This is a genomic window from Streptomyces sp. NBC_01013 (assembly GCF_045162765.1).
In the GTDB taxonomy this organism is placed as follows: domain Bacteria; phylum Actinomycetota; class Actinomycetes; order Streptomycetales; family Streptomycetaceae; genus Streptomyces.
This window is the reverse complement of sequence record NZ_CP108687.1, coordinates 3841211-3861322: the sequence shown is the minus strand read 5'-3', so window position 1 is coordinate 3861322 and position 20112 is coordinate 3841211. Positions and strand designations below refer to the sequence as shown.

The following is a 20112-nucleotide window of genomic DNA, read 5'->3' as shown; positions in this document are numbered from 1 at the left end:
CCGAGTGTGTGGCGGTCGAGTGAGGCGGTGCAGCCGAGGTCCGGAACTTGCGGCGAACCGCTCCCCCTCCTGACCTGCTGACCTTTGAAGCTTCTCGCCCGCCGCTCATGTTCCGCTAACGCCCGCCTGTCGTCCCGCTGACGCGCCCGGATGTACCGGCGGGGCGATGGACTAGGTTGCCCGGCATGGCTGAACGTGGACTCGTCACCTGGCCGCCTGCCCCGATACGGACCGAACGGCTCGTGCTGCGCGAGTCCGGGGCCGGGGACCGCGCGGCGTTCATCGAGCTGTTCGCATCGCCGGAGGTGGGCGCCCACGTGGGCGGCTCCCGGCCGCTTGACGAGCTCGAACGCGTGGTCCCCGAGATACCCGGGAGGCGTCCTGGTCTCTTCGTGATCGAGCTCGACGGAGCGATGATCGGCATGATCACGTTGGACCACCGCGCTGCGGAACGACCGGGGCACGTCCGCCCGCAGGGCGGTGAGACCGAGCTCGGCTACATGTTCCTGAAGGGCGCGTGGGGGCGGGGATACGCCGCCGAGGCGTGCGCGGCGGCGCTCGACTGGGTCGCCGGCGCCTGTCCCGGCGAGCCGGTGGTGCTCTGCACCCGGACCGCCAACGACCGCGCCATGCGCCTCGCGGCGAAGCTCGGGTTCACCGAGGTGGAGCGATTCGAGGAGTACGGCGCCGAGCAGTGGTTCGGCGTCCGGGCCCCGGCCGCGCTGGTGTAATGGTGCGCCACGTCACGCGTAACTTTCGTGGCCCGACCGCCGTTGGATGTGATGTGCCCAAGCCTGCCATGTCGGCCGAGACCGCAGCCGCGCCGCCTCCGCCTCCCGCGACCCCGCCCTTTCTGTTGACGCCACGGCAGGGGGAGGCGGCGAGGGAACTCCTCTCGTACGTGGTCGGCCTGCCGCTGACCTCCGTCGATGCTCAACTCCTCGCCGTCGTCGTGGCGATCAGGGCCGCGCGGGCGGGGGTCGGGAACCTCACGGGTACGGACCTGCGGTCGCTGCGGCTGGATGATCCGGAGCACGCTGTGGGTGAACTGGTCGCCGCCGGATGGCAGGTGCCCGGTTCGCTCCTCGACGGCGATCCGGACAGGCCGTCCGGGATCATCGTGCCGGAGATGACGCCGGGGCCGGACCATGCGTTGCCCCTGGGCAAGGGCACGCGGTCGAAGGTCTCGGGATGGGCCATGCGGACGCGGGTCGCCAAGCCCGTGAGGAAGGCCTCGCCGGCCGCCCGGCTCGCCGCCCTCTTCCTCGCGGCGCACTGCACCGACGAACTCGTCGGGGAGGCACCGGCCGAGCTGCCAGCCGCCTGTTACGGGGCCGTGCCCGTCCTTCTCGACAAGGGGTTCCTCGCCGAGGTGAAAGGCCGGACGTACCGGCTCGGCCCGACGGTCGGGCACCTCGCCGGCATGTTCCGTACGCCTGAGGAGGTCGCGGAACTCGCGGCCGAGGAGGCCGCGCGCAGGGCGGCGCGTGAGGCGGCCGCGGTCACCGAACTCGTGGACATCACCCCGGCCCAGTGGGCGGAATGGAAGTCCGGCATCAGTCCGGCCCTGCTGCGGCACGTGGAGGCAGTGGAACAGTGCGCGCTGTGCCGGTGCTCCTTCGGGCGGGTCGCCAAGGCGTTCATGTCCTCGCCGTCACCCGTGCCCGCGCCCCGGCCGGCGGGCGGTGACTACGACAGATGGCGGGAGGCCCACCCGGATCACGGCCGCGAGGCGGCCGAGTTCACCGTGGCGTTCCGCGCGGAGCACGGCCACGGGCCCTCGTACGGGCAGTTGTGCAAGGGGCTGGGCTGGAAGAAGCTCACGCGCTCGGTGCGAGGTCTCGTCGTGAGCGGGATCCTCGCCGACGGATGGCTGACCGAGACCTCGCCCGTGCCGTGGACCCTGCGCCCGGGGAAGGCGGCCCAGGCACTGGGGATCGCACTGCCGGGCCGGGCGGCGGCCCGCAGCACACGCTGAGCGGGGCGGGGCGGCTCTGGGTGCCGGAGGGTTCAGAAGTCCGGGGTGGCGGCGGCTGCGGAGGTGTCGCTCCGCGCGGACAGGACCAGCGTCGCGGCGATGAGGAGTGCCGTGATGATCCCTGTGACGAGTACCGGGGAGGGTGCGAACGTGGCGGCAAGGACGGCGAGGACCGCGAGAGGGTGCAGTGCGTCGGCGGCGCGGCGCAGCCCGCCGGTGCGATGGTGCAGCACCCAGACGAGGGCCACGAACACCGCGACCGGAATGGTGTAGGCCGCCGCGGCGGCCCGGTCGGAGAGGTGCCCGTGGCCGGTCGTGTGGGCCACGTTGACGGCGAGACCGGCACCGACGGCTGCCGCGGACGCGAAGACCAGGTAGTGGCCGTACCCCCACAGCAGCGCCATGCGCAGGGTGGTGAGCCGGTCGTGCACCCGCGCACTGCGCGCGAAATAGAGCCACCACAGCGCGAAGACGGTCAGGATGCCTCCGACGACGAGGGCGGCGAGGTCGCCGAGTGCCGCGTGGGAATCCAGTGCGGCGTGCACGGCTCCGGTGGCGGCGGTGATGGACTCGCCCAGCACGATCAGGGTGAACAGGCCGTACCGCTCCGCGATGTGGTGCGGGTGCCAGGTGGTGGTCGCTGAGCGCTCCGCCCAGGCGGGGACGGCGATCTCCGCCAGGACGAGGACGGCGAACGTGGCCGGCCCGGTGTCCTCGGGCAGCGCCAGGCGTACGACCCAGCCGATCTGCACGACGAAGATGCCCACCGCGTAGCGCAGGCAGGTGGAGCGCCGCTCGGGATCGGACCGGGCGGCACGCAGCCACTGGGTGACCATGGCGAGCCGCATGATCACGTAGCCCCAGGTGATCACCGTGAAGTCCTCGTGCTGCAGGGCCTCGGACGCCCCGGCGGCGAGGACGAGGGCGCCGGTGATCTGGACGAGGGTGAGCAGCCGGTAGGGCACGTCGTCGGTGTCGTATGCGGAGGCGAACCAGGTGAAGTTCATCCAGGCCCACCAGATCGCGAAGAACACCATCGCGTAACCGAGGACGCCGTGGCCGATGCGGCCCTCCGCGAGTTCGTGCTCGAACGCCGTCGCCGCCTGGGCCACTGCCGTGACGAAGCAGAGGTCGAAGAACAGCTCCAGCATGGTCGCGGTGCGGTGTTGCTCGTGGGACAGGCGGGCGACCATGGGCCGGTGCCAGGTGGTGGGGGAGGATTGCGATTGGCTCATGGGGGCCCATTCTTCCCGCTGTTCCGGGCGAGCGGTGCCGGCCGCGCTCCGATCCGTGAGGTCTGCCGCTCGCCGCGGCTGCTCGCCGGGTGGCGGGGACGGCCACGCGCTAATCCGCTGGTGCCGTGGCGGCGGTCCTGCCAGACTCCGCCCCATGACTTACGGAATCGAGAACCACCCCGCCCGTTGAGCGCCCCGGAAGAGCGCGGAGCGCTCACTTGCCGGCCCTCGCTGTACACGTGCGCAGTGTCCGTCCAGCACGCCGAGCCCGAGGGACGGTGGTGCCGGGAGCACGCGACACCGCCCGTCCGCCCCGGGCCGCGAAGGAAGGCCCGGGCCGCCGGCCGGCAATGGGCCCGGGCCGAGCTGACCGAACTGCTCACCACGCTGCTGACGGACCCGGACACCGTCTCGGCTGCGGATACGTTGCAACTGCGGCTGGCCGCGATGGACCCGCCCGTCCGCCACAGAAACGTCCACCTGCTCGTACGCGGGCTTCCGCTGGAGCACGAGGCGCGAGCGCGTGCGTTCGCGCGGTGCCTGGTGCGTACGGGACACAGCCGCCAGGCCGTTTGCATCGGCCTCGCGCTGCTGGCCAGGATCGGTGAGCCGGAGGACGTGCCGGACCTGGAGACCCTGGGCCTGCTGCGGGACCTCGTGGGCCCTGTCGTCCACGCGCTCGACACCATGGACAAGCGCGCCGCGGCCCTGCTCTTCCTGAGGAATCAGGAAGAGGCACCCGAACTGCGTGGACTGCTCGCCGCGCTCGGCGCCGGGGACGACAGGGCTGTGCGGGAGCGGCTCGCCGCGCTGCCGAGGACGATGGGGCCGGAGATCGTCCGGAGGGCAGCGGAGGCCTCATGGATGCAGCAGTTGCTGCGGTCCGACGTGCCGGCGGCGGAGGACTCGGGGCCGCTGATCACGCCCCGTCCGGGGAACGCCGCACTGCTGGCCCAGGCGGGCTGGATGTTGTTCCTGATGGCACGCGCGCGGGACTACAGTCCCGAAATCCTTCTCTACCGGGAAGCCGTTCCAGCGCACGAGTCGTTCGCGCGGGGCGCCCGTCACCTGGCACCGACGCTCGACCACTACGCGCTCCTGCTCTCAGCCGTTCAGGAACTCCGGAGTGGGCCCGTCGTGTTGCACGACTGGGGTCCGGGGCAGCGTGAGGCGCTGCTCTCCGAGCTGGTCACCGTCCTGGACCGGGCCGAATGGCGGGCGGTCGTGGACCGTGACGGAGAGGACGCCGGCGGGCGTCGGCGTACCGAGTGGGCGCGACGTGTCCGGCGGCAGTTGTCGCACGGCCAGGACGGACCGGTGGAGGGGCTGCGGATCGAGATCACCGACCGCGATCCCGCCGACCCGGCCACGGTCGAGACCCGCATCCTGGTCGACGGCCGTCCCCTGGTGCCGGAGGTGTTCGGGCGGGGGCCCGCGCACAGCCCGGAGTGGCTGCTGGACAGCGGCCGACTGCGGGCGGCGGAGGAGCCACGGGAGGTGCAGCTCGCGGAGGCGCACTGCACCGAGGGCTGCTGCGGGGCGCTGTACGTCACGGTCCGGCGGGACGGCGGGGCAGTGGTCTGGTCCGACTGGCGGTGCCCGGCCCCGCCGCCCTCCCCACTCCACGTGCGGAAGATCCCGGAGCTCCGTTTCGACGCGGCCGCGTACGACGCCGAGATCAGCCGTGCCGAGAACGACCACACGTGGACGTGGCCGGCCCGCAGGGCCGCCCGGCTGATTGCCGCCGGGCTGCGTGAACGGCCGGAGCTGCTCACCCGCTGGGGCGTCGAACTGTACTGGGCCAGTACGGACTTCAGGGACCCGGACCAGACGGTGGTGTACCTGCGGGACGCGGGGGGCGAGGGCTCACCGAACTACTACAAGTGGTGCGTCCCGGAGGACGGCACCCCGCCCGAGGGCCGGGCGGCCGACGCGTTGAGCCGACTCGCGACGGTGGACCCGAGGACGTACGAGGCGTAGCGCCGGTCCGCCGTGGGTCCCCCGCCCCGTCCACCGTTCGGGTGATCTCCATCCGGCGGCGATGCGTTGGCAGGCCCGGGGGAGCGGGGACCGGGCCGTTGCCGGCGTCCGGCTGCGCGGCGTGTCGTGGCTGCCGGGTTTGGCACAGTGCCGCTCCACGATCAAGGAACGGGGCGAGCGGTGAGCGGTGTGCGGCAGAGGCTGAGTGATCTTGCGGGTAGCGGGAGCGGTCCCGTCGGCGGCGACCAGTTGAGACACAGCGACGGAGTGTGGCTGCGGGCTGCCGGGGGCGCGGAGGGGATGGGGGTGCACCTCGGCCCCGTCAGGACGGAGCTGGCAACCGCACACGAGGGACTGCTCGCCGGGACCGTCGGCCTGAGCGCGCTGGCGGAGCTGGGCTCTGTGCGTGAGTCGTGGGAGCGGCGTTTCGAGACGGCGCGCCATGAGTGCGGCTCCCTGGCCGGCAACCTTCGGGCGGTCGCCCGGGCGCAGGGCGAGACGAACGAGACCGTGCAGTCGTCGTTCGCTCCCGTCGCGAGGCGGACGCGGGGGGTCGAGCGATGACGGCGGGGACTTCCGGACTGACCTGGGCCCAGTTACGGGACCTGAAGTGTGCCGAGCTGGAGGGTGCGGCCGACGGCTGGGGCAAGGCGAGCAACCGGGCCGACGCGGGGCGGGACCGGATCGAGAAGCAGCTGCTGAACGGTTTGCGGGAGACCCAGCAGGGCGCGGCGGCGGACGCGGCGGTGGGGCGGCTGCGGCAGCTGAGCTTGAACCTTCAGTACGTGTACACGGAGTGCGGCCTCGTCCGTACGACGCTGAACAGCCTCGCGCACGAGATGAAGGCCCAGCAAGGGGCGCTGCGGGAGGCGTTGGAGGATGCGCAGGCGCTGAGGTTCACCGTGCACGCGGACGGGTCGGTGACGTATCCGGAGGCCGGGGAGGGCCTGGTCGAGGGGAAGCCGTTGGCGGGCGGCACGGCGTCGGTGGGGGCTGCGCCGGGGCTCGTGGCGCCGTCGGGCCTGGTGGCCCCGAACCCCAACACGGCGAAGGCGCAGGACATTGCGGACCGGGTGGCGAAGGCAGTGCGGACGGCGGCCGAGATCGACTGGCGGTTCGCCCGGATCCTGCGAAAGCTGAAGGCCGAGGAGGGCCTGAAGGTCCCGGACCGAACGTGGACGGACGCGGCCGGCGATGCGGCGGCGGTCCGGGACGCGGCACGGGGGTACCTGAAGTCGGGCATCCCGCACGAGGCGAGTGCGATGGCCCGGCGCGAGTGGTGGGCGGGCCTGACGGACGAACAGCGCGAGGAGTACCTCGCGGTGTACCCGGACCAGATCGGCAACCTGGACGGCATCCCGGCCCTGGTCCGCGACACGGCGAACCGGGACAACCTGCAGCTGCTGATCGGCAAGCTGGAGGGGCAGGGCGGTGAGCGTGCGGAGACGCAGCTGGCGGGGCTGCGGGAGATCGACCGGCAGTTGCAGGCGGGGCGGCAGCCGCCGATGTTTCTGCTCGGCATCGGGGACGAGGGGAACGGGCGCGCGATCGTTTCTTACGGGAATCCGGACACGGCGCGAAATGTTTCGGCTTATGTGCCGGGGTTGAATACTTCGCTGGATGCGGATTTTGCGCGGAACGATCTCAAGAGGGCTCGGGATACTGCAATCGGCGCGAAAGAGATGGATCCCAACTCCTCGACTGCCTCGATTGTCTGGCTTGGCTACGACGCGCCGCAAACATCAGAAGATGATCTCTTGGGGAATCTGGATGTGATGGGCGAGGCAAACGCCAAGGCTGGCGCCTTCTCCTATAACCGTTTCATGGCCGGGGTTGCCGCGACGAACGAACATGGAGACCCTCACGTAACGGCGATTGGGCACTCCTACGGTTCGTTGACAGTTGGTCTCGCTGCTCAGCAGAGAGGTGGAATTCCCGGAGCGGATGATGTCGTGTTGGTCGGAAGCCCGGGAACCGGTGCGAGCTCCGCGAAGGAGCTCGGCGTCGGTAAGGAACATGTGTTCGTCGGGGCGGCCGAGAATGACCCAGTGACCAAGTTGCCTAATAGCCGTGAGGCGAGTGGTCTCGGGACTGGGGTCGCAGGCGGGGCATCAACGGGTTTTGTGTTGGGGTTGGGTGCAGGGCCGCTGGGAGCGGTTGTTGGTGGCGCGGCGGGAGGCGTTGCCGGTGGGGTGGCTGGGTATGCCTCCCAGGGCGCTCAGAGCCGGGAAAGTGACGTCTGGTTTGGTACCGATCCCGCGCATCGAGATTTCGGCGCCAATCGCTTCGCTGTCAGCGATGGGCCCCGACTGCTGGAGCGAGGCCATAGTCCCACTGAGGCGCACTCGAACTATTTCGACCCCGCTAAGGATCAGGTGTCTGCAGACAACATTGCGAGAATCGTGGCAGGGAAGTCGGGAGAGATCCAAAGGGAGCGTCCCAGGTGAAGTTCAAGATGATCGCAGTGTCAACTACTGTGCTTCTGCTTTCGGGCTGCGCTTCAACAAGTGATTCACAAGTGTCGCGCAATGTAGGGAGTCACCGCAGCATGAACATGCAGGAAGCTGCGGATCGAGCGGACCATATCCTCGATCGCACGTTTTCCGGAATTAAGCCTTCGGTTCAATGGGTGCACGGAGAATCGACAGAAGGAAGCTGTGATGTCTCTCGCAGGAGAGCAGTTATTACTGTGATTTCCGAGCGGCGTAGGGGAAGTTTCTTGGGCGTGGTAGAACGCGAATGGAAGGAAGCTGGATATCATCAGATCGGAATTAATGCGAACTCGGTGAGTCCGGCAACCTACTTCGAGACGCAGGATGGGTTTCGGGTGAGGCTTCTCATCGGTGGAGGCGGGCAAGCCTTTTTCGAGGCGGCTACGCCTTGCGTGGATTGGTCCGCAGTCTCGACGCCTGCACTGCCCCCCGGTGGTTCAGAGCATGTTGGCGAGCCGGTGCCTCGCCCCAACGTCCACTCCGACTTCTGGTCCGCTGAGGCTCCCTGACGCCCCGTCCACGCAGCCAGTGCCCGTATCGGCATGATCGATGGCGTTAAGTAGGGCTTGATGAGCGGAGGTTGAGTCCTGCATTGGGCCCTGGGGCCCATGCAGGGCCCCGCAGTGTTGTGGTCGCATACGGATACCGGGGGAACCGTCGCTGCGCCCGCTCACAAAGCTGGGGAGACTCGCCGTGTCTGGCATAGGAGAAGTCGCTTTACCGGGTGGTGCTGACCAACACACCCCCGAGGTCCGTCCGGGCAGACAGCCACTGTCGCGCCCCTTGCAGGCAGTGCTGATTCTCGTCCGATTACTCTTCGTCGTCACCCTCGTGGGCGCGTTCAACGCGCTGCTCGTGGCCTCATCGGTCGACGCGGTGGACGGTCGACTGCTCGGCATGGTGCTGTACGCCGCGCTGCCCGGCATCACCGGGTTCGGTCTGTCGCTGTACGTGCGGGCAGGCGGCCCCCGGGTTTGGCGCGGGTTGCTTGCCGTGCATGCCTGGCTCGCGGTAGGCGCGCTGGCCACGCTGAACGACGCGGACAACAGCAGGAGCGTGACGCAACTGGCGCTGCCCGTCGTCGTATTGATCCTGCTGTGCCGGCCGCAGTCCCGCGCGTGGTTCAGGCTCGCGCCCGAGCAGCGCGCTGAGCCTCGTTCGTTCAGCGTCCCCCGGATGATCAAGTGGCGTCTGGACACCGGGCAGTCCGCACTGGAGTACGTCGGCCTGATCCTCGTGGTCGCGGCCTTGGTGGGCGGGCTCGTGGCCACGGGGATGGCCGGGCAGGTGTCCGGGAGATTCCGCGGTGCCATCTGCCAGGTGACCGGAAATTCCTGCCAGTCGACCGGGGTCGTTGCCGACGGTCGCAGCGGCGGGAACAGCAAGGACGGCGGAAGCGGCGCCGGCTCCGGTGACGGGTTTGAAGGTGCGACGGTGGCCGGGGGCGCTGGGTCCGGTGGAGCCAGCTCCGGGCGCGGTGAGCCCGGTGGCTCCGGCAGCAACGGCACCGGAACCAGTGGCAACGGCACCGGAACCAGTGGCAACGGCTCCACCGGCTCCACCGGCGACAGCTCTACCGGCTCGGGTGGATCCGACACCGGTTCCGGTGGATCCGACACCGGCAGTGGCTCGGGTTCGGCCGGTACTGCTGCCGCAACGGAGGGTGCTTCGGGCGCGTCCGGCTCTTCTTCTTCAGCAGTCGACGCGGGTAGACAATCCCCGACCACGCGGTCTTCCACGCCCTCCGCCGGCGGTTCGGGCGGCAACTTCTTCACCGGCCTGGTCGGCGGCGACGGTCTGCTGGGCGATGTCACCGGTGCCGTCGACACGATCGCGCACCCCGTGGGCACCGCCAGGGGCGTCGTCCACCAGTACGCCCAGGCCGCGGACAAGGCGGGCGGCAAATGGGGCAAGGGGCAGTACGTGGAAGCCGCGTGGGACGCGGCCACGGGGCCCGGCGGGGTCGGGGGCGCGCTCACCGGGCTGCCCGGGTCGGGTACGCGCGTCGAGTCGTCGGTACGCGGTGCGGAGCGGGACTACCTCAACGAACGCATCCCGACCGGTAGCAGTGCGGCCGGGCGCAAGGCCTGGTGGAACGGGCTGACGCAGCAGGAGCGTGACCGGTATCTCGAGCTGTCCCCGGACCGCATCGGCGCTCTGGACGGGATTCCGGTAGCGGACCGGGACACGGCCAACCGCCGCCACCTTCCGGACCTGATCTCGGACCTGGAGGGCCGGAACGACAAGAAGTCGAAGGAGCAGCTGGCCGGGCTCCGGGAGATCGACCGGCAGCTGAAGGAGGGCAGCCAGCCTCCGATGTACCTCATCGGGGTCAGTGCCGAGGGCAACGGGCGGGCGATCGTCTCCTACGGGAACCCCGACACCTCGCAGAACGTGTCGGCGTACGTGCCGGGGCTGAACACCTCCCTCGACGAGGAGTTCGCGAAGAACGACCTCAAGCGCGCCCGGGACACGGCGATCGGCGCCCAGGGCTACGACCCGTCCAGCGCGGCGATCGTCTGGCTCGGGTACGACACACCGCAGACGCCGGACGGGATGCAGAGCCTTGCGGTGGCGGGTACCGGCCGGGCGGAGAAGGGCGGGGCGGCCTACTACGACTTCATGGGCGGCATCGCGGCCACGAATCAGAACAAGGATCCCCACCTCACTGCCATCGGGCACTCCTACGGCTCGCGCACCGTCGGTGCCGCGACCCAGCGCCCCGGCGGGATACCGGGTGTGGACGACATCATTCTGGTCGGCAGCCCTGGAGTGGGCGTGGACCACGCCGTGGATCTCGGGGTCGGGGCGGCGCACGTCTACGTCGGTGCGGCGGCCAACGACCCGGTGACCCAACTCCCGTCCAAGACGCAGGTGATCGTGGGCGGCATCGGGATGATCCTGGGCGGTCCGGGCGGGGCCTACCTGGCGGGGGACCTGGCCGACCCGGGCGACGACGACCTCTGGTTCGGCAAGGACCCGGCGAGCAAGGCCTTCGGGGCGGTTCGGTTCCCCGTGGACCCCGGCAAGCCGCTCGTCAGCGGAGACGGTGTGAGTTTCGATGCACACTCGAACTACTTCAACCCGGTACGGGACGCCATGTCCGCCGACAGCATTGCTCTTATCGTGTCGGGACACGCCGACCGGCTCAAGATGGAGGAACAGCGATGAGCCGAAGGTTCCAGATCATCGCGGTGGCTCTGGCTGTCGGCTTCGCGCTGTCCGCCTGCGGAAGCGAGAAGGACCCGTCGGGTGCGAACGCGGGTACCGCCGTCACCGAGAGCTCCACGGGCACCAAGGGGAACAGCATGGACATGCAGGGGGCCGCCGACCGGGCCGACGGCATGCTCGACGCCGTGCTGAAGGAGATCGCCCCCGAGGTGCAGTGGGCCCACGGACCCACGACCAAGGGCAGTTGCGATGTGACCCGCAGACGCACCGTCATGACCATCGTGTCCGCCGAACGCCGGCAGACGTTCCTGGACCAGGTCGAGAAGTTCTGGCGCACGAGCGACTACCGCATCAAGGCGAAGAACGACGACGCGGTGTTCCCGGCGGTCTACGCGGTGACGAAGGACGGATTCGGCATCAGTGTGAGCGTCCGGGCCAAGGGGCAGGTCTTCTTCGAGGCGGACAGTCCGTGTGTGAAGGAGTCGAAGGTCGCCGACTCCACGTCCAAGCCGAACGGGCCGGCGTACCGAGGCGTCTACCCGCTCCCCAGCCCCCATGTGCGGTCCGACTACTGGTCGCGCGGGGCCTCCTGAAGGGTGCTCACCGCAGCGTGACGGGCCGGGCCGGCGCATCCCGCACATCCGGGACGCCCGGTCACCCGCCCATCCACCCCTCCGCCCATCCGCGACACCCGGCCACCCGGCCACCCCGGCGCACCCCGGCGCACCGGGCGCGCCGGGCCGGGTGTCCGGTGCGCCGGGAAGGCCGGTCGGTGACCCGGATGACCCGGATTACTCGTACACACCCTCGAAACGGCCCATGAACCCCGGTCCGATGGGGGATGGTTGACGCGTGCGGAAATTCTGGATGGCTGGTGGGATCGGCGTCGGCGTGGCCATGTGCTTCGTGGCGCTGCTCGTCGTCGGTACGTACTCCGCCGCCTCCGGCCTCGTGGGCGGCGGGGGTGGTGCCGTGGCGTTGGCGAAGGGGGCCGTGCCCGCCAAGTACCAGCCGCTCGTCCAGAAGTGGGGCAACCTCTGCTCGGCCATCAACCCCGCTCTCCTCGCCGCCCAGCTCTACCAGGAGAGCGGCTGGAACCCGCGTGCGCAGAGTCCGGCGGCCGCTCAGGGGATCGCGCAGTTCATCCCGGGGACCTGGGCGTCGCACGGCGTGGACGGGGACAAGGACGGCGACCGGGACGTCTGGGATCCCGCCGACGCGATTCCGTCCGCCGCCTCGTACGACTGCGAGCTTGCCGGGTATGTGAAGCAGGTGCCCGGCGATCCGACGGACAACATGCTGGCGGCCTACAACGCGGGTGCGTACCGGGTCATCAAGTCCGGCGGGGTTCCGGCCATCTCGGAGACGCAGAACTACGTCAGAATCATCCGCTCCCTGGAGAAGAGCTTCGCCCGGCCCGTCGGACGGGTGCAGCCCTCCCAGCAGGCCGCGGGTGCGATCTACTTCGCTCAGAAGAAGCTCGGTACGAAGTATCTGTGGGGCGGCAACGGTACGCCGGAGCAGGGCGGGCGGTTCGACTGTTCGGGGCTGACGCAGGCCGCGTACCGCACCGTCGACATCGAGCTGCCGCGTGTGGCGAACGACCAGTACAACGCCGGTCCGCACCCCTCGCGGGACGAGCTGCTCCCGGGGGACCTGGTGTTCTTCTCCGATGATCTGGCCAACTCGCGGGCCATTCACCACGTCGGTCTGTACGTCGGGGGTGGGTACATGATCAACGCGCCGTACACCGGCGCCGTCATCCGCTTCGACAAGATCGACACGCCCGACTACTTCGGTGCGACACGCGTCACCAAGGACGGTGCGGCGGCCCTTCCGACCACGCAGCCGGCGGCCTGACCCCCGGGCGTCGGTGGCTGGAACTCTCTGTGAAGCCTGGGCCCTGAGCTGCGACGATGAGTCACTCTTCGATAACGTCATGGTGATCATTCGGTGGAGAGTGGAACGTACGCACGGGACGCGTCGTTCTCTGGTTGGACCGGGGCCGCGGCCATTGACCTAGCGTCGCCCCGACGCACGTAAGTGATCGAACCGAATACGGGGGTTCGTCATAGCGGCGCACATGGGTGTGTGCCGCAGCAGCAGACAAGGCAAGGGGCCGCGGCAGATGGCTGGACTCGCACTGGATGGGTCGAACCCCGATGTCAGCCTGCTCTACGACATCAACGGGCTCGCGAAGTCCGCTCCCACCTGGTTCGACCGGGTCATGGAGTTCGTCGGTGAGTACGGGATCATGCTGGGCATGGTCCTGGTGGTCCTGTGGTGCTGGTGGAGTGTCCGCCGGCGCGGCACGGCCGAGGACTCGGTGACCGCTGTCGCCGGGCTCGTCTGGGCGCCGCTCGCGGCCGGGATCGCCCTGCTGATCAACATCCCGATCCGTGGGTTCGTGGAGCGGCCGCGGCCGTTCAAGGACCACCAGGGGCTGGACGTCCTGGTGGACGGGAAGAACGACTTCTCCTTCGTCAGTGACCACGCCACCATGGCGATGGCCCTCGGCGTCGGGCTCTTCGTGGCGAACCGGAAGTTCGGCATCGCGGCCATCGCGCTCGCGCTGCTGGAGGGTTTCTGCCGGATCTACATGGGTGTGCACTACCCGACCGACGTCATCGGCGGCTTCGCGCTCGGCACGGCTGCCGCGCTGCTGCTCGCGCCGCTCGCGATGATGCTGCTGACACCGCTGGTGGGCGCCGTCTCCCGCTCGGACCGGCTGGGCGGGCTCGTCCGGTCGCGCAGTCCGCTCGCGGCCTCGGCCGGGAGCGGTGGCGAGGCGCTCGGCATCCCCGAGCCGCGGCCCGGTTCGGGCGGCGGCTCGGAGGGCGAGAAGGGGCTGGCCGCGTAGGGCCTGCGCATCACGGCCGGGCCCCCACGGCCCCACGTGGCGTCAGGCGAGGCCGGTGGGCACGGTCACAGTGACTGCGGGTACGTGAAGAACCCCTCCGGGTCGTACTGCTTCTTCACCTCGCCGAGGCGGGTCGCGGCAGGGCCGTAGTAGGCCTGGCGCCAGTCCGTCAGGGACGGGTCCGTGTAGTTCTGGTACGCCGCACCCGAGGCGTATCGGCGCAGCGCGGAGTGGGTGTCTTTCAGCCACTTCTGCTGATCCGTGCCCGCCGTGCCCGGCCGCCAGGCGCCGATGTACTGAGCGAGCATCCGCGAACCGCGGTGGACGAACGCGGTGGCCTGTGGGTCGACCCGGTTGACTGCGCCGCCGAGGGCGGTGAGCGCGACCGATCCGCCGCCGCCCTGGTCCGTGCCGATCCGGGTGAAGGCCTCGGTCCGGTCCAGCAGGGCCTGGACGCCCGCCGGGGGCAGGGAGCGGTTGTAGAAGTCGGATGCGGCCGCGTACGTCTCGCGCTGGAGCGAACCCTGCGGATCGCGGCCCGGTGTGGTGCCGGGCAGGTGGCACTGGGCGTCGGTGATGCCCGAGCAGCCCGCGTACACCAGCATCGCCTCCTGGTAGCTGCGGCGGCGCAGCGAGACGGAGGACGCGGAGGCGCCGATCCGGTCGGCGAGGCGGTCCACGGCGTTCTGGAGGTCGCCGTAGGTGCCGAGGCTGAAGGCCGAGACGGACACCGTCGGGTTGCCACCGCCCGGCCCCGCCGCGAGGTGGGCGGCGGACCAGATCTCGTCCGGCTGCTCCGGGCCCCACTCCTGCCAGGCCGTCACCACGGCCCGAGCGCGTGACCACGGCCATGACATGTACGCGGAGACGGTCTGCGGGGCGGGTCGGGTGCGGAAGCGGAGTTCGGTGACGACGCCGAAGTTGCCGTTGCCCGCGCCGCGCAGCGCCCAGAAGAGGTCGGGGTGGTGTGTGGCGTCCACGGTGAGGGTCTTGCCGTCGGCGGTGACGAGCGTCGCGCCCGTGAGGCTGTCGCAGGTCAGGCCGTACGCGCGCGAGGCGACGCCGTGTCCGCCACCCAGGGTCAGGCCGGAGATGCCGACCGTGGGGCAGGAACCGCCGGGGATCGTCAGGCCGTGTGCGGCGAGGCCCTGGTAGACGTCGAGGAGCCGGGCCCCCGCGCCGATCGTGCCGTCCCGGTTGACGTCCTTCAGTGACGAGACGTCAACGACCAGCCTGCCGTTGCCGCTCGACCAGCCGCCGTAGGAGTGCCCGCCGCTGCGGATGGCGACGGGCACGGAGCTGCGGTGGGCGAACGCCAGGCACTCGCGTACATCCGCCTCGTTCCGGACATAGGCGACAGCGGCCGGTCTCTGGTTGTCGTAGCGGGTGTTGTAGAGCTGACGGGCGGTCGGATAGGCCGCGTCGTCCGGTCGTACGAGGGAACCGGCGAGGCTTCTGCCGAGGGCCGGCCAGTCCGCCGGACGTGTGGACGAGGTCGTCGACGGCGTGGCGGATGGTGCGGGGGTGGTCGCCGACGTGGCCGGTGCGGGACCGGCGGCCGGAGCGCCCGGGCTCGTGTCGTCGCACGCGGTGGTGGCGGCGCTGAGCACGGCTGCGGCGCCGGCGCTCAGGACGGTGCGCCGGTTCGGCAGGGGCATCGGACCTCCGGGGAATGGGGGAGGGGAGAGAGGGGGAGGGCCGGTGGTCAGGACGCCGACGTGCGGTGGTCCGCGGCGTCCGTGCGGGCCAGGTCGCGGGACCGGCGGGCGGGTCCCGACCAGCCGCAGCGGCAGCGGGCGATGCAGAACGAGCCGCGTTCGACAGTGGTGGCTTCGTGGGTGGGCCGGGCCGGTGGAACGGCCGGCGGGACCTCGGCGGTGTGTTGGTCGTACACGCGTCCACGGTACTGGTCGGGGCCGTCCGGCGGTGAGGGGTGTGCGAGCGGCGTTACGGGGGACAGGGGCGGTCGTTATGCGGGACGGGTGGGGGGCTCGGGCAGGCGGTCGGCGTTGGGGGTTGGCAGGCGATGGTGGTGCAGCAGCACAGGTCCGGTGGCGGCACGCGCGCTGTGTGCGCCCTCGCCGTGGTGGGCGTGATGGTGGCGGCCGCCGGGTGCGCGGTGGACGGCGGGGCCGGTGCCTCGGCGGACGACCGGTCCGGCCCCGCCGCAGTCGAAGCCGTGCGGCGGGCCGCGGCGGTGCTCGTGGGGCCCGCGCCGGGTGCCGGGAGCGGGCCGGCGGCGGGGAGCGCTCGGGTTGCCACGTCCATGGAGACGGCGGCCGGCGGCACCAGGGTGACGATCAGGGGCCGTGGGACGTACGACTTCCGTACCCAGTCCGGCCGGCTCAAGGTGGTGCTGCCGCAGGACGCGGCCGGCGAGGACGAGCACCGGCCCATCACGGAACTGCTGGCTCCGGGCGCGCTCTACATGATGAACCGCGGGGCGGGGGTGCCCGCGGACAAGTGGGTCAGGATCGACACGACGGCCCTGGCGGACGGCAACCTGGTGACCGGCGGGGTCACCGACCCGATGGCCGCGGCCGAACTGCTGGGCGGGGTGCGCGCGGTGACATACGTGGGCGAGACCGACCTGGCCGGGGTGACCGTGCGGCACTACCGGGGGACCACCGACATCGCGCGCGCCGCCCGCCACGCCTCGCCCCCTTCGCGCGGTGCGCTGACGGCCGCGGCGAAGGGGTTCCGTACGGACACGGTGCCGTTCGACGCGTATCTGGACGAGCAGGGGCGGCTGCGCAAGGTGCGGCACCGGTTCAGCTTCGCCAACGAAGGGGCGGTGCGGGAAGTGGTGTCGACGACGCTGTTGTACGGGTTCGGGGTGGCGGTCTCCGTACCGCTGCCTGCCGCGGGCGACATCTACACCGGTGCGATCGAGCAGGGGCGGCGGGAGTGACCGACCCGTCGTCCGGGGCGGACCGTGCCGGGCGCCGCACTAGGCATCTGACGGTGGCGAAATGGTCCGTCCGTGCCATGCGCGGTGTGTGTCGCAATCCCTACCCTGGGAAGTCGGCGACGGCAGTGAGAGGTGAGTGACGTGGTGACGCTCAGCCCGCGGACCGTATCGGACCATGTGGCTCTCGCCGAGATCGAGCTGTGCGGGGAGCTGATGATCGCGGCGTCGGCGGCGATCGGGGAGCGGCTGAGCGCGGACCGTATCGACGAGGTGCTCGACGTCAAGGTGATCGCCGAGCGCACCACCGTCCCCCGGCAGGCGGACCACCGGGGGTGACGGGGCGGGCGGCAGGAGCGGGGCCGAGGCCCTGATCAGGTGCGCAGCAGGCGGGCGATGGCCTTGGTGGCCTCTTCGACCTTCGCGTCGACCTCTTCGCCGCCCTTGACCGCGGCGTCGGCGACGCAGTGGCGCAGGTGCTCCTCCAGGAGTTGGAGCGCGAAGGACTGGAGTGCCTTGGTGGACGCCGATACCTGGGTGAGTATGTCGATGCAGTAGACGTCCTCGTCGACCATGCGCTGAAGGCCGCGGATCTGGCCCTCGATGCGGCGCAGGCGCTTGAGGTGCTCGGCCTTCTGGTGGTGGTAGCCGTGTATCCCGCGGTCGTGGTCGGTCACGATCGATTCGGCGGCAGCCGTGGCGCCGGCCGTGCCCGCGCCGCCCGCCGTGTCCGGCGACCGATCCGCCTCGGTGGCCTCGGTGGTGGTCATTGCTGCCTCCCGTTTTCCCTTTACCCTGCCGTTTATATACCCCTGGTGGGTATATCCTAACGAATTCAGCTGAAACGTGACCGGGGCCCCGTGCTGATCACTGTGCCTGATGCGCGACACTGAAGAATGCCGGTTAGCCGTGGCCGGATGATGCGCCTAGCATCAGCCTGACCGAATCCAAAGCACCCCGAGGACCCCACGTGCGCTTTCGTCTGACCCCCAGGGAGACGAGCTTCTATGACATGTTCTCCGCGTCCGCGGACAACATCGTCACCGGCTCGAAGCTCCTGATGGAACTGCTCGGGGCGGATTCTGCCTCCCGAGTCGAGATCGCGGAGCGCATGCGGGCAGCGGAGCACGCGGGGGACGATGCCACCCACGCGATCTTCCACCAGCTGAACTCCTCGTTCATCACGCCGTTCGACCGCGAGGACATCTACAACCTCGCCTCGTCGCTCGACGACATCATGGACTTCATGGAGGAGGCCGTCGACCTGGTCGTGCTGTACCAGGTCGAGGAGCTCCCCAAGGGTGTCGAGCAGCAGGTCGAGGTACTGGCACGGGCGGCGGAACTGACTGCCGCGGCCATGCCGAACCTGCGGACCATGGACAACCTCACCGAGTACTGGATCGAGGTCAACCGTCTGGAGAACCAGGCCGACCAGATCCACCGCAAGCTGCTCGCCCAGCTCTTCAACGGCAAGTACGACGCCATAGAGGTGCTGAAGCTGAAGCAGATCGTGGACGTGCTGGAAGAGGCTGCCGACGCGTTCGAGCACGTCGCGAACACGGTGGAGACCATCGCGGTCAAGGAGTCCTGAACCACGTGGACACCTTTGTACTGATCGTGACCATCGGCGTCGCGCTCGGCTTCACGTACACGAACGGCTTCCACGACTCGGCGAACGCCATCGCCACGTCGGTCTCCACCCGGGCGCTCACCCCCCGTGCGGCCCTGGCCATGGCGGCGGTGATGAACCTCGCAGGCGCGTTCCTCGGCAGCGGGGTCGCCAAGACCGTCAGCGAGGGCCTGATCGCGACGCCCACGGGCGACAAGGGGATGGGAATCCTCTTCGCCGCACTCGTCGGCGCGATCATCTGGAACCTGATCACCTGGTACTTCGGCCTGCCGTCGTCGTCCTCCCACGCCCTGTTCGGCGGCATGGTCGGCGCCGCGCTCGCGGGCGGGACGCTGGTGCACTGGAGCGGGGTGCTCGACAAGGTCGTCATCCCGATGTTCATCTCGCCGGTGATCGGCCTGGTGGTCGGCTATCTGGTGATGGTCGCCATCATGTGGATGTTCCGGAAGTCCAACCCGCACAAGGCCAAGCGCGGTTTCCGCATCGCGCAGACCGTCTCGGCCGCGGGCATGGCGCTCGGTCACGGCCTGCAGGACGCGCAGAAGACGATGGGCATCGTGGTGATGGCCCTGGTCATCTCCGGCCACGAGACGTACAGCGACCCGATCCCGGTCTGGGTGAAGCTCGTCTGCGCGCTGATGCTGTCGCTGGGTACGTACGCCGGTGGCTGGCGCATCATGCGTACGCTCGGCCGGAAGATCATCGAGCTGGACCCGCCGCAGGGCTTCGCCGCCGAGACGACGGGGGCCTCGATCATGTTCGGTTCGGCCTTCCTGTTCCACGCGCCGATCTCGACGACGCACGTCATCACCTCGGCGATCATGGGTGTCGGCGCCACGAAGCGCGTGAACGCGGTGCGCTGGGGCGTCGCGAAGAACATCATCCTGGGGTGGTTCATCACGATGCCGGCGGCGGCCCTGGTCGCTGCCGCGAGCTACGGGGTCGTCGCGCTGGTCTTCGGGTAACCGTTCCCCGGACCGTACGCATGGGTCCGCCCCGCCCTCCTCACGGAGGGCGGGGCGGACCCTTCGCCTTGTGGTGGCACCGCCATGCAGCACCCCAAGGCCGTCTGGGGAAACCCTCAGCCGAAGCGGCCGGAGATGTAGTCCTCCGTGGCCTGGACCGAGGGGTTGGAGAAGATGCGGGCCGTCTCGTCGATCTCGACGAGCTTGCCGGGCATGCCGACCGCCGCGAGGTTGAAGAACGCCGTGCGGTCCGAGACCCGGGCCGCCTGCTGCATGTTGTGCGTCACGATGACGATCGTGAAGCGCTCCTTCAGCTCGCCGATCAGGTCCTCGATCGCGAGGGTGGAGATCGGGTCCAGTGCGGAGCACGGCTCGTCCATCAGCAGGACGTCGGGCTCGACCGCGATGGCGCGGGCGATGCACAGACGCTGCTGCTGACCGCCGGAGAGGCCGGAGCCGGGCTTGTTCAGCCGGTCCTTGACCTCGTTCCAGAGGTTCGCGCCGCGCAGCGACTTCTCCACGATGTCGCCCAGGGCGTTCTTGCGGTACGAGCCGTTGAGCCGCAGGCCCGCCGCGACGTTGTCGAAGATCGACATGGTCGGGAACGGGTTCGGACGCTGGAAGACCATGCCCACCGTGCGGCGCACGGTGACCGGGTCCACGTTCGATCCGTACAGGTTCTCGTCGTCCAGCAGCACCTTGCCCTCGACGCGGCCACCGGGGGTGACCTCGTGCATCCGGTTCAGGGTGCGCAGGAAGGTGGACTTGCCGCAGCCGGACGGGCCGATGAAGGCGGTCACGGAGCGGGGCTCCACGGTCATGGAGATGTCGTCGATCGCCTTGTGGCTGCCGTAGAAGGCCGACAGGCCGCTGATGTCGATGCGCTTGGCCAT

General features: G+C 69.9%; 19 protein-coding genes. 14 read left to right on the top strand and 5 right to left on the bottom strand.

From position 1 onward, the window contains the following. Window positions 1-185: 185 nt before the first annotated feature. Window positions 186-731 carry a GNAT family N-acetyltransferase gene (locus tag OG538_RS16660; protein ID WP_406094388.1) on the top strand — a complete coding sequence of 182 codons (546 nt, stop codon included), beginning with the start codon at window positions 186-188 and terminating at the stop codon, window positions 729-731. Between the two features lie 68 nt (window positions 732-799). Next, the gene (locus tag OG538_RS16655; protein WP_406100178.1) at window positions 800-1978 is read left to right on the top strand and encodes a hypothetical protein; all 1179 of its coding nucleotides are present in this window, start codon (window positions 800-802) and stop codon (window positions 1976-1978) included. 32 nt (window positions 1979-2010) lie between these two features. On the opposite strand, the gene OG538_RS16650 is transcribed toward OG538_RS16655, so the two are convergent. Next, entirely contained in the window at window positions 2011-3213 is a 1203-nt protein-coding gene (locus OG538_RS16650) for a low temperature requirement protein A (RefSeq protein ID WP_406094386.1), read from the bottom strand. Between the two features lie 246 nt (window positions 3214-3459). Between OG538_RS16650 and OG538_RS16645 the strand changes: the two genes are divergently transcribed. The 8 genes from OG538_RS16645 to OG538_RS16610 all read left to right on the top strand — a co-directional run bounded on the left by OG538_RS16645 (window position 3460) and on the right by OG538_RS16610 (window position 13716). Beyond that, complete coding sequence (locus OG538_RS16645) at window positions 3460-5193, top strand: hypothetical protein (protein ID WP_406094384.1); 1734 nt, start codon at window positions 3460-3462, stop codon at window positions 5191-5193. Between the two features lie 180 nt (window positions 5194-5373). Continuing rightward, entirely contained in the window at window positions 5374-5757 is a 384-nt protein-coding gene (locus tag OG538_RS16640) for a hypothetical protein (protein ID WP_406094382.1), read from the top strand. Continuing rightward, window positions 5754-7640 carry an alpha/beta hydrolase gene (locus tag OG538_RS16635; RefSeq protein ID WP_406094380.1) on the top strand — a complete coding sequence of 629 codons (1887 nt, stop codon included), beginning with the start codon at window positions 5754-5756 and terminating at the stop codon, window positions 7638-7640. Before OG538_RS16640 ends, OG538_RS16635 begins: the two co-directional genes overlap by 4 nt. 101 nt (window positions 7641-7741) lie before the next feature. Continuing rightward, window positions 7742-8194 carry a hypothetical protein gene (locus OG538_RS16630; RefSeq protein ID WP_406094378.1) on the top strand — a complete coding sequence of 151 codons (453 nt, stop codon included), beginning with the start codon at window positions 7742-7744 and terminating at the stop codon, window positions 8192-8194. A 283-nt stretch (window positions 8195-8477) separates the two neighbouring features. Continuing rightward, a complete protein-coding gene (locus OG538_RS16625) occupies window positions 8478-10856 on the top strand; it encodes an alpha/beta hydrolase (protein WP_406100177.1) in 2379 nt (792 codons plus the stop codon). Next, window positions 10853-11449, top strand: coding sequence for a hypothetical protein (locus tag OG538_RS16620; protein WP_406094376.1), 597 nt, complete (start codon window positions 10853-10855; stop codon window positions 11447-11449). Before OG538_RS16625 ends, OG538_RS16620 begins: the two co-directional genes overlap by 4 nt. A 274-nt stretch (window positions 11450-11723) precedes the next feature. Then, the gene (locus tag OG538_RS16615) at window positions 11724-12716 is read left to right on the top strand and encodes an NlpC/P60 family protein (protein WP_406094375.1); all 993 of its coding nucleotides are present in this window, start codon (window positions 11724-11726) and stop codon (window positions 12714-12716) included. 268 nt (window positions 12717-12984) lie between these two features. After that, the gene (locus OG538_RS16610; RefSeq protein ID WP_406094373.1) at window positions 12985-13716 is read left to right on the top strand and encodes a phosphatase PAP2 family protein; all 732 of its coding nucleotides are present in this window, start codon (window positions 12985-12987) and stop codon (window positions 13714-13716) included. 65 nt (window positions 13717-13781) lie between these two features. On the opposite strand, the gene OG538_RS16605 is transcribed toward OG538_RS16610, so the two are convergent. Both OG538_RS16605 and OG538_RS16600 read right to left on the bottom strand, forming a co-directional pair. Further along, a complete protein-coding gene (locus OG538_RS16605; RefSeq protein ID WP_406094371.1) occupies window positions 13782-15374 on the bottom strand; it encodes an FAD-binding oxidoreductase in 1593 nt (530 codons plus the stop codon). Between the two features lie 47 nt (window positions 15375-15421). Further along, window positions 15422-15610 carry a hypothetical protein gene (locus tag OG538_RS16600; protein ID WP_406094369.1) on the bottom strand — a complete coding sequence of 63 codons (189 nt, stop codon included), beginning with the start codon at window positions 15608-15610 and terminating at the stop codon, window positions 15422-15424. A 132-nt stretch (window positions 15611-15742) separates the two neighbouring features. Between OG538_RS16600 and OG538_RS16595 the strand changes: the two genes are divergently transcribed. Continuing rightward, window positions 15743-16627, top strand: coding sequence for a hypothetical protein (locus OG538_RS16595; protein WP_406094367.1), 885 nt, complete (start codon window positions 15743-15745; stop codon window positions 16625-16627). A 141-nt stretch (window positions 16628-16768) separates the two neighbouring features. Then, window positions 16769-16963 carry a hypothetical protein gene (locus OG538_RS16590; RefSeq protein ID WP_406094366.1) on the top strand — a complete coding sequence of 65 codons (195 nt, stop codon included), beginning with the start codon at window positions 16769-16771 and terminating at the stop codon, window positions 16961-16963. A 35-nt stretch (window positions 16964-16998) separates the two neighbouring features. Here OG538_RS16590 and OG538_RS16585 read toward each other — a convergent pair whose 3' ends face one another. Further along, the gene (locus OG538_RS16585; RefSeq protein WP_406094364.1) at window positions 16999-17394 is read right to left on the bottom strand and encodes a metal-sensitive transcriptional regulator; all 396 of its coding nucleotides are present in this window, start codon (window positions 17392-17394) and stop codon (window positions 16999-17001) included. 200 nt (window positions 17395-17594) lie between these two features. On the opposite strand from OG538_RS16585, the gene OG538_RS16580 reads away from it, so the two are divergent. Both OG538_RS16580 and OG538_RS16575 read left to right on the top strand, forming a co-directional pair. After that, complete coding sequence (locus OG538_RS16580) at window positions 17595-18215, top strand: DUF47 family protein (RefSeq protein ID WP_359144544.1); 621 nt, start codon at window positions 17595-17597, stop codon at window positions 18213-18215. A gap of 5 nt (window positions 18216-18220) precedes the next feature. Beyond that, a complete protein-coding gene (locus OG538_RS16575; RefSeq protein ID WP_406094362.1) occupies window positions 18221-19219 on the top strand; it encodes an anion permease in 999 nt (332 codons plus the stop codon). 116 nt (window positions 19220-19335) lie between these two features. Here OG538_RS16575 and pstB read toward each other — a convergent pair whose 3' ends face one another. Beyond that, a complete protein-coding gene (gene pstB, locus OG538_RS16570; protein ID WP_406094360.1) occupies window positions 19336-20112 on the bottom strand; it encodes a phosphate ABC transporter ATP-binding protein PstB in 777 nt (258 codons plus the stop codon).

Bases quoted from the DNA above. Each gene is read 5' to 3' on its own strand.
- OG538_RS16660 (WP_406094388.1), top strand. From the start codon at position 186: ATGGCTGAACGTGGACTCGTCACCTGGCCGCCTGCCCCGATACGGACC.
- OG538_RS16615 (WP_406094375.1), top strand. From the start codon at position 11,724: ATGGCTGGTGGGATCGGCGTCGGCGTGGCCATGTGCTTCGTGGCGCTG.
- OG538_RS16595 (WP_406094367.1), top strand. From the start codon at position 15,743: ATGGTGGTGCAGCAGCACAGGTCCGGTGGCGGCACGCGCGCTGTGTGC.
- OG538_RS16655 (WP_406100178.1), top strand. From the start codon at position 800: ATGTCGGCCGAGACCGCAGCCGCGCCGCCTCCGCCTCCCGCGACCCCG.
- OG538_RS16610 (WP_406094373.1), top strand. From the start codon at position 12,985: ATGGCTGGACTCGCACTGGATGGGTCGAACCCCGATGTCAGCCTGCTC.
- OG538_RS16605 (WP_406094371.1), bottom strand. From the start codon at position 15,374: ATGCCCCTGCCGAACCGGCGCACCGTCCTGAGCGCCGGCGCCGCAGCC.
- OG538_RS16650 (WP_406094386.1), bottom strand. From the start codon at position 3,213: ATGAGCCAATCGCAATCCTCCCCCACCACCTGGCACCGGCCCATGGTC.
- OG538_RS16635 (WP_406094380.1), top strand. From the start codon at position 5,754: ATGACGGCGGGGACTTCCGGACTGACCTGGGCCCAGTTACGGGACCTG.
- OG538_RS16585 (WP_406094364.1), bottom strand. From the start codon at position 17,394: ATGACCACCACCGAGGCCACCGAGGCGGATCGGTCGCCGGACACGGCG.
- OG538_RS16630 (WP_406094378.1), top strand. From the start codon at position 7,742: ATGAACATGCAGGAAGCTGCGGATCGAGCGGACCATATCCTCGATCGC.
- pstB (WP_406094360.1), bottom strand. From the start codon at position 20,112: ATGGCCAAGCGCATCGACATCAGCGGCCTGTCGGCCTTCTACGGCAGC.
- OG538_RS16620 (WP_406094376.1), top strand. From the start codon at position 10,853: ATGAGCCGAAGGTTCCAGATCATCGCGGTGGCTCTGGCTGTCGGCTTC.